Source organism: Marinoscillum sp. 108, assembly GCF_902506655.1.
Lineage (GTDB): Bacteria > Bacteroidota > Bacteroidia > Cytophagales > Cyclobacteriaceae > Marinoscillum > Marinoscillum luteum.
Map to the genome: position 1 here is coordinate 1,114,025 of NZ_LR734808.1, position 15,950 is coordinate 1,129,974.

General features: G+C 46.4%; 9 protein-coding genes. 3 read left to right on the top strand and 6 right to left on the bottom strand.

Translation table 11 applies throughout. The features are described 5' to 3' along the window. Window positions 1–22: 22 nt before the first annotated feature. The 6 genes from GV030_RS04630 to GV030_RS04655 form a co-directional block, all read right to left on the bottom strand. On the bottom strand, window positions 23–1,366 hold the full coding sequence (locus tag GV030_RS04630; RefSeq protein WP_159580250.1) for a glucoamylase family protein: 1,344 nt from the start codon (window positions 1,364–1,366) through the stop codon (window positions 23–25). Next, complete coding sequence (locus GV030_RS04635; RefSeq protein ID WP_255465106.1) at window positions 1,359–3,365, bottom strand: glucoamylase family protein; 2,007 nt, start codon at window positions 3,363–3,365, stop codon at window positions 1,359–1,361. Before GV030_RS04635 ends, GV030_RS04630 begins: the two co-directional genes overlap by 8 nt. Window positions 3,366–3,513: 148 nt before the next feature. Further along, entirely contained in the window at window positions 3,514–4,785 is a 1,272-nt protein-coding gene (locus GV030_RS04640) for a LamG-like jellyroll fold domain-containing protein (protein WP_159580252.1), read from the bottom strand. Window positions 4,786–4,847: 62 nt separating this feature from the next. After that, window positions 4,848–6,329: a RagB/SusD family nutrient uptake outer membrane protein gene (locus GV030_RS04645; RefSeq protein WP_159580254.1), complete on the bottom strand. Its 1,482-nt coding sequence runs from the start codon at window positions 6,327–6,329 to the stop codon at window positions 4,848–4,850. 3 nt (window positions 6,330–6,332) lie between these two features. Next, on the bottom strand, window positions 6,333–9,368 hold the full coding sequence (locus GV030_RS04650; protein ID WP_159580256.1) for a TonB-dependent receptor: 3,036 nt from the start codon (window positions 9,366–9,368) through the stop codon (window positions 6,333–6,335). Window positions 9,369–9,630: 262 nt separating this feature from the next. Then, window positions 9,631–11,430, bottom strand: coding sequence for a 7TM diverse intracellular signaling domain-containing protein (locus tag GV030_RS04655; RefSeq protein ID WP_159580258.1), 1,800 nt, complete (start codon window positions 11,428–11,430; stop codon window positions 9,631–9,633). Window positions 11,431–11,591: 161 nt separating this feature from the next. Here GV030_RS04655 and GV030_RS04660 point away from each other — a divergent pair, with 161 nt between their 5' ends. Genes GV030_RS04660 through GV030_RS04670 form a run of 3 tightly spaced genes read left to right on the top strand, consistent with a single transcriptional unit; the run spans window position 11,592 to window position 15,933 of the window. Then, window positions 11,592–12,686 carry an Mrp/NBP35 family ATP-binding protein gene (locus GV030_RS04660; protein ID WP_159580260.1) on the top strand — a complete coding sequence of 365 codons (1,095 nt, stop codon included), beginning with the start codon at window positions 11,592–11,594 and terminating at the stop codon, window positions 12,684–12,686. A 3-nt stretch (window positions 12,687–12,689) separates the two neighbouring features. Beyond that, on the top strand, window positions 12,690–12,977 hold the full coding sequence (locus GV030_RS04665; protein ID WP_159580262.1) for a NifU family protein: 288 nt from the start codon (window positions 12,690–12,692) through the stop codon (window positions 12,975–12,977). A gap of 1 nt (window position 12,978) precedes the next feature. Beyond that, window positions 12,979–15,933, top strand: a complete 2,955-nt coding sequence (locus GV030_RS04670; protein ID WP_159580264.1) for a T9SS-dependent choice-of-anchor J family protein — start codon at window positions 12,979–12,981, stop codon at window positions 15,931–15,933. The last annotated feature ends 17 nt before the right edge of the window (window positions 15,934–15,950 follow it).

The following is a 15,950-nucleotide window of genomic DNA, read 5'->3' on the forward strand; positions in this document are numbered from 1 at the left end:
CTTTTGATGTAAAAGTGTGTGTCTATTTTTCATACTCAAAGCCCAATTTCTTCAGGCCATTTTGTACCTCAGGTGCGGACATAAACAGATCCCACAGCAAGCCACTCCTGTAGTTCTCGATCATGACCGGGATTGGTCCCTGATCAATGGCCAGGTACCGCGGCAAGTACCAGTCGGCGCTAAAACTAAAGGCATCATAAGGACCATATTTTCCCACTAGCGTATCTCGCTGCGGCGCATATAAAAACTTCAGCATCTGCATACTCTCTTTGGGAGTATAAGGAAAGGATGACAATGCAGCTGTTGGGGAAATTACCCCTAAATCTGCCCCCGGCCTATGCCCGGCATACCCTTTCATGGAATAGCTGGAAGTCATCCCCCAACAGTTTTCACCGTAACCTTCATACTGCTCTGGGTTCTCAAGGCAATATGCATAGTGGATTTTTGCATGATTCTGATTGAGTGCCCAATACTCCCCATACTTATCCTTAAGACCTCTGGGATCCAACCCCAGATAAGAGTAGTGCGCCCAAAACAGTGGTCCCACCTTACTTTCATCATGCTCATAGTGATTGAGCACCAGGTCGTACCCGTAATAAGTTTCATTTGATTCTATGTTACCGTCAAGGGCCCAGCCCTTGTGATACACTTCTGGAGTCACAGGGTGTGTAGGTGAAGACGCTGCCAACACATACATGATGAGTGCTTCATTATACCCTCCCACAGGAAAGTTCATGTCCCAACCATAGTTGGGTGACCAGTGCCAGTAAAGAACATGCTCACCACCTTTGGTATGCCAATCCCACTCTACCTCCTTCCAAATGGTATCGATGCGCTCTGCTATTGCTCTTTCTTTTTCGTTGCCATCTTTGAAATACTGCCTCACCGCCAGTAGTCCTTGTATCAGGAAGGCGGTCTCCACCAAATCTCCACCGTCATCCTTTTTGCTGAAGGCCTTGGTTTTGCCGGTATCTCCATACCACCAGTGCGGGTACACTCCGTGGTAGCGATCTGCCGTTTCCAGAAAGTCGAGAATTCGCTCATACCTGCGGACTGCTTCCTCCCGCTCAATAAACCCACGCTCTATGCCCACCAATATGGCCATAACACCAAATCCGGATCCTCCAGAGGTAACTACATTTTCATCGTTGCTTGGGTAAATACCGTCCATGTGGACACGCTCCCGGGCAAGCCCTGAATTGGGCTCAGCACCATCCCAGAAGTACTGAAAAGTCTGATATTGCACTTTATCCAAAAGGGAGTCCTCCCGTATCAATGTGGTAGCTGTCTGCTCCTTCTGTTTAGAGCTGCATGCACTCATAATTACCAGTACTATGAGTGTCCCTATTTTAAACAAATTATTCATAGCTAAATCCAAGTTTATCAAGTCCGCTTTGCACCTCAGGTGCAGACATAAAGAGGTTCCAGAGCAATCCCGTTCGATGATTTTCGATCATCACCAAAATAGGTCCCTGATCAATGGCGATATAGGAGGAGGCTGTCCAGCCTTCTGAAATATTGAAAGCATCGTAGAATCCATATTCGCCCCATAGCTTATCGCCCAGTATATAATAAAAGTGCCTCATGGCTTCCATGGACTCCTCTGGTGTATATGGGATGGAAGAAATGGCTGCCGTGGGTGTGATCACTCCCAGGTCATTATCTGGAGAATGTGCGTTATATCCTTCGTGGTTGTCGCTGGCGGTAAGTCCCCAGCTTTGTGCAGAGTAGCCAACAAAGCGTTTAGGGTTGGCCATGCAGTAGGCCCTGTTGATCAGCGTGTGGTTCACATTCTGATTCCAATAGTTAGCATATTGATCCATGAGGTTTCTCGGATCCAATCCCAGAAAGGAATAATGGGCAAAGAAAAGAGGGCCACCTTTATCTGACCTCAGGTCCATCTGATACCCATAATAGGACGCTCCCGAGCTATTCACCATGGCACCGTTGCGGGCCCAGCCTGCAGTGTATACCTCCTGATCGATGGGATGTGTGGGTGAAGCTGCCGCCAGCACATAAACCATGAGGGCTTCGTTCCATCCGGAAATTTTGTGATTCTTCTGCCACCCCACATTGGGAGACCAGTGCCAGTACAGGACATCCTGTCCATCTTGCGTGTACCAATCCCATTCCACCCCTTCCCACAGGGAATTGATCCGTGCGATCAGGTCTGCTTCTTCCGGGTGGATGCTGTCCAAATATTGTCTTACGGTAAGCAAGCCCTGCACCATAAAAGAGGTTTCTACCAGATCTCCCCCATCATCGTCGCTACTAAAACGGATTACTTTTCCTGAGGTGCCATTCAGCCAATGTGACCAGGCACCATGAAACCGGTCAGATTCTTCATCCAGAAAGGTGATGATCTTATTCAGGCGAGCCACTCCTTCTTCTCTGGTAATGAAACCACGTTCTATTCCCACGATGATGCCCATCAAACCAAAACCAGATCCGCCGGAAGTGACCGTTTCGCCACTCGTATTTCGTTCCCGAGCCAAACCACTCACCGGGTGACCAAAGTCCCAGAAATACTTGAAGGTCTGCTCCTGTACCTTGGTGAGCAGGGCTTCGTCTGAAATCTCGGGGAATTTCAGCGATGAATCGAGTTCAGTATAAAACGGAAGCTGGTAGCTCTCAAATTTTTTACCTGAAATGGAGGTGAGTGCAGAAGATATGAAGAGTGAATACCGCTCATAACCCTCCAGGTTTTCAGTAACGGTCATGGTAAACGTGCTGTCGGATGCACCATTGGTGACATTGAATGTCGCCGGAATGCTACCACCTGACAGGTTAATGTTGTCTTTTAGCTCTTCCAGGTCCAGCGGATCAGAAAACGTCAGCTGAAAAACTGGCAGACGACTGATGTTAATAATTCTTTGATTTTGATCGGGGGATACCCCATCAATGGTGACGCTCGATAATACCATGGGTGGGTTCTCAGTGAGGAAGGTTACCTGAAAACCTTGAAACGTCTCACCTTCGGCGCCTTTAATGTCTTTGGAAATACTAAGGGTATAAGTGGAGTTGATGGCCAACTCTTCAGAATGAGTGATAGAAATGGTTTTATCACTGTCCAGTAGCGAAAATGCCAGCTCGACGGCCTGGTCATTTTCATCGGTGAGGGTAATACTGGAAGAAACGGTGCTCTCACTGAGAGTATGAGAAAAACTGAGAATGATGCTCTTATCTACAGGCTGAGGTGCCTCAGGGTTTGCCAGCAAATTACTGGTCCCAATCCGCAAAGCAGTCAATTGCATAGTGGCAGGTGTGACACCCCCTGTGGAGTCGTCTCCGCAACCAGCCAGACTAAAAACAAAAAGGACAACCAATATAATAGGCGCGACGACATGCATACCTTTTTGTATCATGATCTGAAATACTTTTATGATTCCTAATGAATCCATGGGTCAGTAAAATGCTCCTGAAGGAGCCAGATAAGAATTAAATTAAAAGAAAAAGAGTCAGGAGCCTATGAGAACGACTCCTGACTCAACCACTATGTAACCACTAACCTAATTAAGGCTTTTCTGCATTGTAAAGCTCAGCTGCCTGAGTAGCAGAGAAAGATGCATGGAATACGCGCACGTCATCCATTTGTCCTTTGAAGTGATTGTTGTCCGGGAAACCAACAGGGTTTGCCCAATCATCTGTAACCACTCTGTTTTCGCTACCCTGAATAAAGCCAAATGCAAGTTTATTACCTGGAGCATCATTGCCATTGTAGGCCACTCCTACTGCATTGTACAGGGCATGAGTCTCTCCATAAAGATTGAAATCCTGGCTTTTTCTCAACTCACCGTTGATGTAAATCGCACCAATTTTGGTTGCTGCATCGTAGCTCACGATTACATGGGCCCACTTGTCTTTAATGATTGCGGCAAGACCCCCTGATGCAGAAACATCCTGATCGAAAGTCCATCCCTGCCATCCGAGGTTACCAGTGGTAGACCACCACAAATCCTGAACACCAGTGGTTCCTCCAGCTAGTGCATAGGTAGAAGCCAGTTTACATCCGCTGTAGTTTCCAAAGATCTCGAACTGGAAGCCATTCCACGCGCCTAAACCCATTACAAACTGTCCGCGGGTTTCATCATTGTCATTCACATCAGATCCGTCAGACTTAATCCAAAAACTCAGGGTAAAGTCATCAGTATCCATCAGTGCATCCGCACCAGGCACCTGGATCAAACTCTCGTCTCCATCGAAAGAAGCCGTACTTTCTGCCTGTCCGAATCTATCCGTTACATAAGTAATTTTGGTACGGCTATCGGCATTGAAAGCACCCATTTCGTCGGTATCATCGCCATCAAACTTCCAGTATGCTACCTGAGCGTCCGCATTTGGCGGAGTTACCTCGGCTACACCACCGGTAGAAAACGATCTGCTGGTGGCTACAAACTCACCCCCATCAGACGCCACGATAGCACCAATCGAAAGGGTATAATCTGTTCCTCTGGCTAATTCTTCTGTGGCAGTAAGCGTAACTGTAGCTCCGCTCGCTGTTACATCGGCAGTCACACCGCTGATAGAAACTGAAGTAGCACTCACTGTAGCCGCGTCCACTTCCTTAGAGAAAGTAAGGGTAACTACTAAATCTACCGGTACTCCACTTGCCGAAGTGGCACCATTCAAATCCACGCTGGTCGCTTCACCTGATAGCACATCAGTACCAGTGGCAGACACACTCACCAGGGCCAGGGCACCCGGACCTTCGTCATCGCCACAGCTGATAAAAACCATCGCACTGGCCATTAGCGCCAGCACCAATAATAACTTCATTGTTTTCATACTTACTTCATTTTAGGTTTAATAATCCTCTTTTACTTCTATTTACTTGTTATTGAATGCTCTTAATAGCCTTTATTCTGGGAGATCCTTCCTTCTGAAATATCCACCTCAGACTGGGGGATAGGAAAGAGTTCATTCTTATCCTTTACAAAACCAAGAGGTCCCAGAACGGTCTCTGCCCTATTGGTACGCACCAGGTCCCAAAATCTCAACCCCTCAAACGCCAACTCATAGTTTCTTTCATTTTCTATGGCCAACCGAAGAGCTGCCTGGTCGGTCACGGTGATATCCGGCAGAATGCCAGCGTTACCACCCCTGGCCCGCTCACGAACCTCATTGAGATAAACAAGCGCTTCCGCAGGCTTATTGTTCTCATTGAGCGCTTCAGCCGCCATCAACAGCACGTCAGCATATCGAATAATTCGCTTATTATGACCAAAAGACTCATTGGTGCCCGGTCCGGGATGCCAGATCTTCTGGTTGTACACTTCTATCTCTACAATATCTCCATCTACTCTGGTGGTGTCAGGGGTAGATGCGTCTCCGCCAGTCTCCACACCATCCAGCACTTCACCCAGGAAAATAATACTGGCATCCATCCTTGGGTCGTTGTTGGCTTGCATCATCAGGATCCAGGGGTAGGCAGGTCTGCCAAATCCCCAACCACGATTAGGCGTACCACGAATCCCCATGGTATTACCATACTGATTGCCACCCTGATCAAATGGAAAAGGCAACGCCCCAATCTCAAAGATCGACTCCACGCCAAACTCATGATCATAACTAAAGGCATCGGCAAAGTTTGGCTCCAACTCATACTGGGCAGAGGCAATAACTTCTAATGCATATTTCTCGGCATTTACAAAGTCACCATTGAACAGGTAAAGTCTGGCCAGTAGGGCCTTGGCTGCTCCCTTTGTTGCACGGCCGGCTTCATCTGCGGAGTATTCAGATTTTTCAGGGAGAAACTCTGCTGCATGCAAAAGGTCAGGATAAATCACCTGGTTGAAAATCTCCTCTGCTGAGGTCTTGGTCAGGTCCAATGCCGGATCCGTCACCAATACCAGAGGTACTGCCCCAAAACCCTGAACCAGCTGAGAATAAAAATATCCCCTTAAAAATCTGGCCTCTGCTACTATTCGCACCCGGAGTTCCTCATCCATCACGATTTCCGCATTGGGCACCTCATTGATCACAAGATTGGCTCTGCGGATTGCCTGATAAAGTGTTTTATACCATCTGTCACCTGAGCCCTCTGTGGCCGTATGGCTGAAGTTATCATACGGAGCGATGGCGGTACCATCTCCAGGATTACTTCCCTTGATCATCTGATCGCTCATGATATCCAGCAGAGGAAAACCACCGGTATGGATGTTCCAAACCCGGAGGGAGTTGTATACTCCGTTTACCGCCAGTATGGCATCAGATTCTGACTGGGGAAAAGTGCCTGCAGTCAGACTCCCCAGCAAAGGTTTTTCCAGATTTTCTTCACACGCAGAAAAGAAGAAAACAAGACCTATGAATGTATATTTTAAAGATTTCATCGCTTAAAAAGTTAAATTCAGTCCCACACTATATACTTTGGTAATGGGATAAACCCCCTTGTCTATGACCCCATCCAGAGCGCTGGATGCACCCAAATCGGGAGAATATCCGCTGAATTGTGTCTTGGTGAAAAGATTGGTGCCACGAACGTACACTTTGAGTGACTGTGCGCCCACACTATTCAAAACGGCCTGCTGGAAACTGTAAGACAAAGTGACCGTTCGCAGGCGCAGGTAAGAGCCATCTTCTATGAAATAATTGGAAGGTGTATAATTGGTTCCGCCCGAAACAGCTCTGAAATTTTCATTGGAAGGGTTGGAAGGAGTCCAGTGATCCAAAAACCTGGCTTCATAGTTCAGCAGCGAAAACCTCACGGCTTGCTTGCCATTGTAGATATCTACCCCTGTCTGCCCCTGAAAGTCAAGGCCAACCCTAAAGCCTTTGTATCCTACTTCCGTATTGAATCCATAAACCAATCCGGGTATTGAATTTCCGAGCATGATCCGATCATCGCCATCCAGTATACCATCTTCATTGGCATCCCGGTAGATCAAATCACCGACCGTCTGCCCAAAAAGATGAGGTGTAGCATCTACCTGCTGCTGTGTCTGGAATACGCCAATCGCATCATATCCATAGAAAAAACCAATGGGCTGCCCCACGGCAGTTCTGGACACCTGCTGGCCATTGCCCAAGTCACCTGCCACTATTAGTGAATCTACGCCAATGTCTTGTCCAAGCTCCAGCACCGTATTTTTCACAGTCGATCCCAAAAAGCCAAGCTTATAGTTGAAGTTGCCGATATCATCCTGCCAGTTCAGACTAAACTCAAATCCCTTGTTTTCAACAGAAGCCACATTATACACGATCTGTTGGAAAGCTCCGAGTCCTGTATAGCCTATAGGTTCCAGGTTAACCAGAATGTCATTGGTCGTCTTTACATAATAATCCATTTCGGAAACCAACCGACCGTTAAACATGTCAAAATTTAACCCTATGTCAAACTGTTCGGTCTCTTCCCATTTCAGGTTGGGATTGCCTCCGGTCGCATACGCGGCCCCTGCCACATACTGTTCATTTTGACCAAATACAGCCCCGAATGACTGATCAATCTGCGGAAACTGGGCATCATAGCTGATCTTATCATTCCCTACAATCCCCCAGCTCGCTCGAAGCTTCACGTTACCCAGAAAACTCACATCGGGAAAAAAGGCCTCTTCTGATAAATTCCAGCCGAGTGCCAACGATGGGAATACTCCATATCGGTTGTTAGGGCCAAACTTAGAAGAACCATCTCTCCTATACGTGGCGGTGAATAAATACTTATTCATCAAACTATAATTGAACCTAAACAAGTAGGACTGAATGGCAGAATGAGAGGCGTTGTTAGACACATCCTGAAGCAATGGGTCGCCATCTGACGCATCGATGTACCAGAAGGATTCCCCATCACGAAGGAGATTCTGGGCAGAACCCGATAGGAATTCAGATTTCACTCGCTGAGTGGTATAACCAGCCACGGTATTGAATCGGTGAACACCTATTTCTTTTACATAGGAAATGGTGTTTTCCCAAAGCACAAAACTGTTGTCATTGTAGCTCTGTGAAATATCGCTTGTTTCATTTTGCTGCAAGGGAGCTACGAAATACTCGGGTGTGAAACTCTTGTTTTTGCTCATTCCCAGTGAAAACTGTAAACTGGACTTCACCGAGAAGCCATCCAGAAAAGCATACTGGGCAAAAACGTTTCCTACACTTTCTATACTCTTATTGACGTTGTTGGTGTATTCAATTGCCGCCAGGGCATTTCCCCCACCCTGAACTTCGGCAAAAATTTTCTCCCCTGTCGCTGGGTCAGTGGTATAGGGCGCATCAATCGGCCAGGCCCGAAGTGCCGTATTCACAACTCCAGGACTGTTTTGCTTTTCTTTGAGTGCTACTGAGAGGCTCAACCCAATATCTAAGTTCTTGGCGATCTCGTAGTTGGTATTGATCTTGGTAGTGATTCGTTCTAATCCTGATTTGGGCAAAATGCCCTCTTGTCCGAAATAGCCCAGTCCGAAGTAATAATCTACCTTTTCACTAGCTCCCCCAAAAGAGAATGAATAGGACTGAATGGGTGCATAGTCATTGTAAATCTCATCTTGCCAGTCGGTAGAGGAGAGCTGATCTACGTTATATGGGCCTGGCTCGGTTAAGTCAATGTCATTGACATACTGACCAAACTCCTTACCATTCATCAAATCAATTTTATTGGCAACCACCTGCCAACCCAGCTCAGCGTTAAAGTTAATTCTCGGAGCACCTTGCGCTCCCCGCTTGGTGGTAATGATGATCACCCCATTGCTACCCCTCGAACCAAAAATGGCGGTAGCCGAAGCATCCTTCAGCACCTCTACTGACTCGATATCATTGGCATTCAAGAAATCCAACGGTGTACCGGAGCCGCTGTTATCAGAAACCCCTTTCTCTATAATCACACCATCCACCACAAAGAGGGGGTTGTTGTTGTTGAGGGTAGTTACCCCTCTCAGTCTAACCACCGGAGTGGCTCCAGGATCTCCACTGGGACTCAATACCTGAAGTCCCGATACCTTTCCCTGAAGGGCCTGAACCGGGCTGGCATTGGGCACTTTGAGTAAATCCTCGCCCTTCACTGAGGCCACTGCTCCCGTGAGGTCACTCTTGCGGACCGATCCATAACCCATCACTACCACTTCTTCCAGTTCAGAAAAATCTATATCCAATGTAGCGTTAATGACGCTTTGGTTATTCACCCGCACTTCTTTGGATGAATAACCCAAATAGGTAAAAACCAAAACAGCCTCCGAACCGGAGACCATCAATTGATAATTACCCTCCAAATCCGTTACGGTACCATTGGTGGTCCCCTTCTCAATGATCGTGGCTCCGATCAGCGCTTCTTTGGTCTCAGAATCCAGGAGTGTCCCACTAATTTTAAAATCCTGTGCATCCGTATAGCTGGATGCAGAAACCATTGCGATAATGATAATAAATAGCTTAGTAAACTGCCTCATATTATAAAGTTGTCAATGAGATAACGATTGCATCTATGCAACTTTAGAGGTTTTTCTAGCTATTTCAAAAAAATTATCATTTTCACATCCATGAATAATACAATAATTAACGGAAAATATCAATCACAAAAAACGAGTAGCGTATCGCTTGAATCACATTAAAAATATTTTGATAAAAAATCAAAAACAATTTTTACAAATCCAAAGATCGTTTCGATCACAATCATAACCCACCAAAAAAAATCTTTATTTAATCCAATAATTATTTTTGACTAGAAACAAAATCCTCAAGGTTTTTGAAAATTTCATGAAGGGTGCGCTTTTCTTCTTCAGTCAGTGCCTTAATTCGCTTTTTGAAATCTGAAATGGTGTTTCTTCTCAATTCCAGCATCTCGGCAAATTCTACCAGTGAGTATTGGTCTTTATTGAAACTATCGTAAAGGATGTAGAAGGCCTTCTCCAGGGGAAATTTGATCCCATGAAATAGCGTTTTGGTGGTGGGCGACTCCTGATAACCGCATTTAGAACACCTTCTGCTAAATGGGGCCGATCCCTCACTGTATACCGTGTTGTTACACCTGGCACAGCTATAGTGGCTTCTCCATTTGAGATTACTCAAGGCCCTCAGGCAATCGTTCTTGTCAGAAAAGACTTCAATAAATTCCCTATAAGTGAGTTCCTTGTTTTGAAGACGCTCCATCTGTATGGACTTAATGTTATTTCTAAGTCTCCAGTTATCCAGATCCAGTAGGGAATTGATTTCGGAGATCTCCACTTTTTGCTGAGAGAGCAGCGTGTTTTTCTCCTTCAGCTCTGCAGTACGTTGCTCCACCAACGACTCCAGCTGAGCATTCATACGATCTTTCAGTTTTGCATTCTCCTCGTGCTGCAAAATGATTCGCTTATGCGCCCGGTCCCGATTTTCTTTCAAAATCCTCACCCGATCGCTCAATGCAAACGAGAGGAAGAGCATCTCAAAAACAAAACATATATGAAGGCTATAATAAGTCAGGGTGGTGAATGGGATAAAGGAAAGCATCAGCATGGCCTTCAGGATAAACCCAAGAAAGAGAACTCCAAAAGCAACAATGAAAAAGCGGGCCGGCTTATACCCTCTGTTGAATACAGAGATACTTCCTGCGAAAATGATGATCAGGGGAATCAATTCGATGTTTCGATTCTGAAATATGCTATGATCGAAAAAGAGCGCATAGCCGAAAAGAAGAATTCTCAAACCAAATACCACATTCAATAAGGTATTGATTTTTGGGGCCCTGATTTTGAGGCTCAAAAATTTCTTGGAGAACAGGATCGCCCAGAAAATAATGGCAAACAGAGAAACCCCGTGAGCCACCTGATTCCATTCAGGACTATTGCGCCACAGGTATTGATACCCAACCCCATCCACACTCATGGCAAACACCCCCACACTGATGATATAAAAGGTGTAGTACAAGTACTTAATCTCCCTCATGGCCGAATAGATCAGCATATTATAAAGAGAGATGATCAGAATCATACCATAAAAAATACCGTAGAGATAATACTCTGCAAGCGCATATTCCACAAACCGATTGTAGCTTCTGATGCCCACCCTAATGTCTGCATACTCATGACTCACCACCCGGAAATACAGCAGATACTCACCCGATCCGGTCAGTTGAATTTCAAAGTTCTTGTGGGCCATGGGTTTCTCCTTAAAAGGAAGCATATCACCCATGACATATTCTTTAAAAGGCTTCCCCTCATGGCTCAAATACACCTGCAGTGTATCGATGGTCTGATCAAAAAATTCCAGCAGGTAGTTGGTTTCCCCTTCAGGGATGACCAATTTGATCTTCATCCAGTATGCAGATCCTGTGTTGTAATCCTGAGGGGTAAAATTCAGGTTCTTGTTGAACTTGGTTTGAAAATCTGTCGCAGACACATCCTCAAAGGTGAGTGTGGTAAACCGGTCTTCGTAAAACTCTATGTCCCTGATCTTCAATTGCAGCTCGTGCGTACCAGGAGCGATCACCACGGGTGCGGCATAAAGAAGCAAATGAAACCACAGATAAATCATAACATCAGTACAAAGGAGACCTTAAAGATAACCAACAAGAATTTCCCGGTATTTGTCCTCAATAAAACTATTTAAGACAGAAACGCATTAATGAAGAGAGACATAAGTTTGAGGTCAGAAATCCCTTGATTAACATTGCACCAGAATTCTTAAGTTAGGTAATGGAGATAAGCAGAGACAATATATTAATTGCATTAAGTGAAGTTCAGGATCCGGATCTCAAGAAAGACCTGGTCACGCTGAATATGATTCATAATATCCAGACAGGCGAAAAAGCAATCAAATTTACTGTGATGCTTACCACTCCCGCCTGTCCACTGAAAGAACTCATCAGAAAAGATTGCGAAAAAGCCATTACCAAGCATTTTGGTGAAGAAGTGGCGGTGGAGATAGAGATGTCCAGTACCGTGACCACTGTTCGTCAGAATGCGCCTATGTTACCAGGAGTTAAAAACATTATAGCCGTAGCCTCCGGCAAAGGCGGTGTGGGTAAATCTACTGTGGCTGCCAACCTGGCTGTGGCTCTGGCCAAAACCGGAGCCTCTGTGGGATTGATTGATGCCGATATTTTTGGCCCCTCTGTACCTACCATGTTCAATTGTGAATTTGAACAGCCCAGCGTCACGCAGGTCAATGGTCAGAATAAAATCATCCCCATCGAGCAGTACGGTGTTAAACTAATGTCTATAGGCTTCCTGGCACCACCAGAAAATGCAGTAGTCTGGAGAGGCCCCATGGCCAGCTCTGCGCTGAAGCAGTTTCTTGGAGATACCGTATGGGGTGACCTGGACTACCTCCTGATCGATCTACCTCCAGGCACAAGTGATATCCACCTTACCCTCGTCCAGAGCGTACCCGTCACCGGGGCCATTGTGGTCACCACACCTCAAAAAGTAGCCTTGGCCGATGCTCAAAAAGGGATTGCGATGTTCAGACAACCACAGATCAACGTACCTGTTTTGGGCGTAGTGGAGAACATGGCATATTTCACTCCTGAGGAACTTCCCGATAATAAGTACTATATTTTCGGTGAAAATGGAGGCAAGCGGCTGGCTGATAAATTCAATATTCCGCTGCTCGGGCAGATTCCACTGGTGCAAAGCATCCGCGAAAGTGGAGATGCAGGCTATCCGGCTGTACTCAAAGATGATGTGACCGCTGAGGCATTCCGAGATTTATCTCAATCGTTGGCCCAGCAGGTGGCCATCAGAAATGCTTCTGAAGCAAAGACTAAAAAAGTAGAAATAAACGTTTAAAACATGGCTGATCTTGAATTATTGGAAAAAATAGAGTCTGCACTGGACACTATAAGACCGTATCTGGAGGCCGATGGTGGTAACGTGAAAATACTGGAAGTGACGGATGAACAAATCGTCAAGCTCGAACTCCTGGGCAACTGTGGTTCCTGCCCTATGTCTACGATGACCCTCAGGGCCGGAGTGGAAGAGGCTATTAAAAGAGCGATCCCTGAGATCAGAGGGGTTGAGGCCATCAACATCACCACCCCGGACGATCCCCGTGCCAAATTACCTGAAACAATGATGTAAAATGCGGGGGTTACTACTGTTCTTGCTGCTGTTTTCCTTTGGCATAAGTAAAGGACAGGAGAGATGTGCTACCAATCAACTGAATGCCAATGTCCAGCGAACGGAAGTTCAATCCGACTTTGAAGGCTGGTTGAAAAAGCGGATTCAGGAAAAGAAAGCACAACAGGCTGTTTCCCCACGACGAGCCACGGCCTATCAAATCCCGGTGGTTTTCCACATTATACATGATGGTAGTCCGGTAGGCTCCGGCTCCAACATCTCCGACGATAAAATACTGGAGCAGCTGCAGATCATCAACGAAGATTTTAACCGAACAAATGCAGACGCCTCTGAAACACCCGCTGAGTATCAGGATGTGGCCGCTGATGCTGAAATCGAGTTTATCTTGGCCAAACAAGATCCTGAAGGCCTGCCTACCAGTGGCATAGTGAGACTTCAGGGCTCCAAGTCGACCTACAGCCCTTCAGAGGATGCGCTGCTGACCTCAGAAAGTTACTGGCCTCAAAATGACTACCTCAATATCTATGTTACGGATTTGAGTCAGGGCAACCTCGGCTATGCTCAGTTTCCATTTTCGAACCTCCCGGGCATCGCCTCAGAGCTGGAAAACTATAAGTCCACAGACGGTGTGGTGCTGGATTATGCCTGGACCGGCAACAATGAAAACACAGGCAGCTTTGATAGCAAAGGACGCACAGCCACCCACGAAATAGGTCATTACCTTGGCTTACGACACATTTGGGGGGATGGAGGCTGTGGCGTTGATGACTTCTGTGAAGACACCCCTCCTGCCTCAGGTTCGTCCACAGGTTGTCCCAAAAACAAGATCTCCTGCGAAACGAAAGACATGATCCAAAACTTCATGGATTACACAGATGATGTGTGCATGAACCTATTCACCACCTGCCAAAAACTCAGAATGCACACGGTATTGGAAGAGAGTCCGAGAAGGGCTTCGCTCCTCACCTCTCCTGGCCTCAAAGAGCCTGTACTGACCAATAATGACCTGGGCATACGATCGGCCATAGCCCCCACCCAATCACAGTGTACCAGTATGGTAACACCGGGCGTACAGGTGAGAAATTACGGTCTCAACCCCATCACTGCTTTCAAAGTATCTCTTTTCCATGAGGGTGTGCTTCAGGAAACCCTCACCTCCAACGTCCCTTTGACCACCGGCGAAACAACTGAAATCAATTTCACACCCCTATTTTTAGATGACCAGGATGCCAACGAACTCACTTTTGTAGTCACTCAGGTAAATGGCGGCCCCGATGGAAACGATCAGAACAACAGCCTCACAGTTACCATTGCACCATTTCTCCCCAAAGTGGTTCCGTTTTTTGAGGATTTTGAAGAAAGCACCAATTATTATAAGATTACAGAAACCGGAGCGCAATCTGCCTGGATGTACACCACCGCCCCTGACTCTACGCCTTCCAATCAGGCCGCCGTGCTTCCTTTTTACAATCAGACAGCCAACTTCGGCTATCAAGATTTCCTGATCACGCCAACCCTGGATTTCTCCGCACTCACATCGGTACAGCTGGACTTCCGCTACGCATATGCTTCCCGTTTTTCGGAAAACCTGGACGGGCTGATTGTATTAGTCTCTACCAACTGCGGCCAGGACTTTCTCCTGCAGAATATGGTTTTTGAGCGCTATGGCAAAAACCTGCGCACCGCTGGCACCAGTGATTTTAGTTTCATCCCGGACGAGCTATCGGACTGGGAAAGTGTCAACCTCAACCTGACCAAATTTGCCGGAGAAGAGCAGGTGCAAATAGCCTTTGCTGGGGTCAATGGTGGAGGAAATAACATCTATCTGGACAACATATCAGTGACATCAGCCAACCTCCTCGCGTATGATATTGGGATCAAATCTGTGGAAAACCTGCCTGTGGTCAGCTGTGAACAGTCGGCCTTCCCCCTGGTGGAGATTAAAAACTATGGCTATGAAAACGTGAGAGACATTGAGTTTCAGGTAGAAGTGAATGGAGTTACCTTTATGGAAGAATTTCACGACCTTTTCTTGCCTTCAGGGCATTCTGAAACCTTTATGGTGAACACCTCTGATTTTATGACAGACGGGTCCAACGAGTTTATCTTCACCATTAGTCAGGTCAACGGACGGCAGGACGAGCAGGCCTCCAATGATCAGAAAATATTTTATGGGCTGGTGAATGACACAGAAGATGCCATCCCCGTTCAGGAAACTTTTGAAAATCAAAGCTGGATCGTTGTGGACCCCACCGGGGTACCCCTCTTCGAAGTATTGCGGGTGAATGGAGACACCGTACTTGCTTCTATGAGCTACGGCAATGAAACGGTCAGTAAGAGCTATCTGATTTCACCCACCCTCAAAACCGGCCCTTACAACCAGGGAGCCATTCGGTTCGACTACTCCTATGGACAGCGTACGGGATTTAATGACAACCTGAAAGTACTCCTGTCCCTGAATTGTGGAAAAACTTTTGAAAAAGAGCTCCTCAGCCTCAACTCCGAGCAGCTGGCAGTGAAGGTGAGCAATACCGAATGGGTACCCGAATCCAGGGAAGACTGGAAAACTGCCTTTATTGATATCACGGAGTATATGAACTGGCCCGAACTAAGAATTGCCTTGGTCTTCTCCAACGGAAATGGCAACCGACTTTATCTGGACAATATCAACGTGCTCACCACCAATGACCCGGGACTCCCGGAGTTTCAAAATCAGGTACAGCTTTATCCAAATCCGGCTACTACAGAATTTAATGTGGCATTTAACCTTCCGGAAAGGCAAAAGGTTAACCTCCAGCTCATAGACATTAGCGGTAAAGTGTTATTTGATCAGGACTTCAGCAACATCATCAACCAAACAATCAACCTCAAAGCGCCCTCTCAAAGTGGCTTCTACATTCTTCATGTAACCGGCCAGGAGATTAGCTACACCAAAAGATTGTTTATCAGACAATAGAAATCCCAAATCAGGTT

What these genes read in the sequence shown, in the direction of transcription:
- GV030_RS04630 (WP_159580250.1), bottom strand. Translation starts at nt 1,366, where the DNA reads ATGAATAATTTGTTTAAAATAGGGACACTCATAGTACTGGTAATTATG.
- GV030_RS04635 (WP_255465106.1), bottom strand. Translation starts at nt 3,365, where the DNA reads ATGATACAAAAAGGTATGCATGTCGTCGCGCCTATTATATTGGTTGTC.
- GV030_RS04640 (WP_159580252.1), bottom strand. Translation starts at nt 4,785, where the DNA reads ATGAAAACAATGAAGTTATTATTGGTGCTGGCGCTAATGGCCAGTGCG.
- GV030_RS04645 (WP_159580254.1), bottom strand. Translation starts at nt 6,329, where the DNA reads ATGAAATCTTTAAAATATACATTCATAGGTCTTGTTTTCTTCTTTTCT.
- GV030_RS04650 (WP_159580256.1), bottom strand. Translation starts at nt 9,368, where the DNA reads ATGAGGCAGTTTACTAAGCTATTTATTATCATTATCGCAATGGTTTCT.
- GV030_RS04655 (WP_159580258.1), bottom strand. Translation starts at nt 11,430, where the DNA reads ATGATTTATCTGTGGTTTCATTTGCTTCTTTATGCCGCACCCGTGGTG.
- GV030_RS04660 (WP_159580260.1), top strand. Translation starts at nt 11,592, where the DNA reads ATGGAGATAAGCAGAGACAATATATTAATTGCATTAAGTGAAGTTCAG.
- GV030_RS04665 (WP_159580262.1), top strand. Translation starts at nt 12,690, where the DNA reads ATGGCTGATCTTGAATTATTGGAAAAAATAGAGTCTGCACTGGACACT.
- GV030_RS04670 (WP_159580264.1), top strand. Translation starts at nt 12,979, where the DNA reads ATGCGGGGGTTACTACTGTTCTTGCTGCTGTTTTCCTTTGGCATAAGT.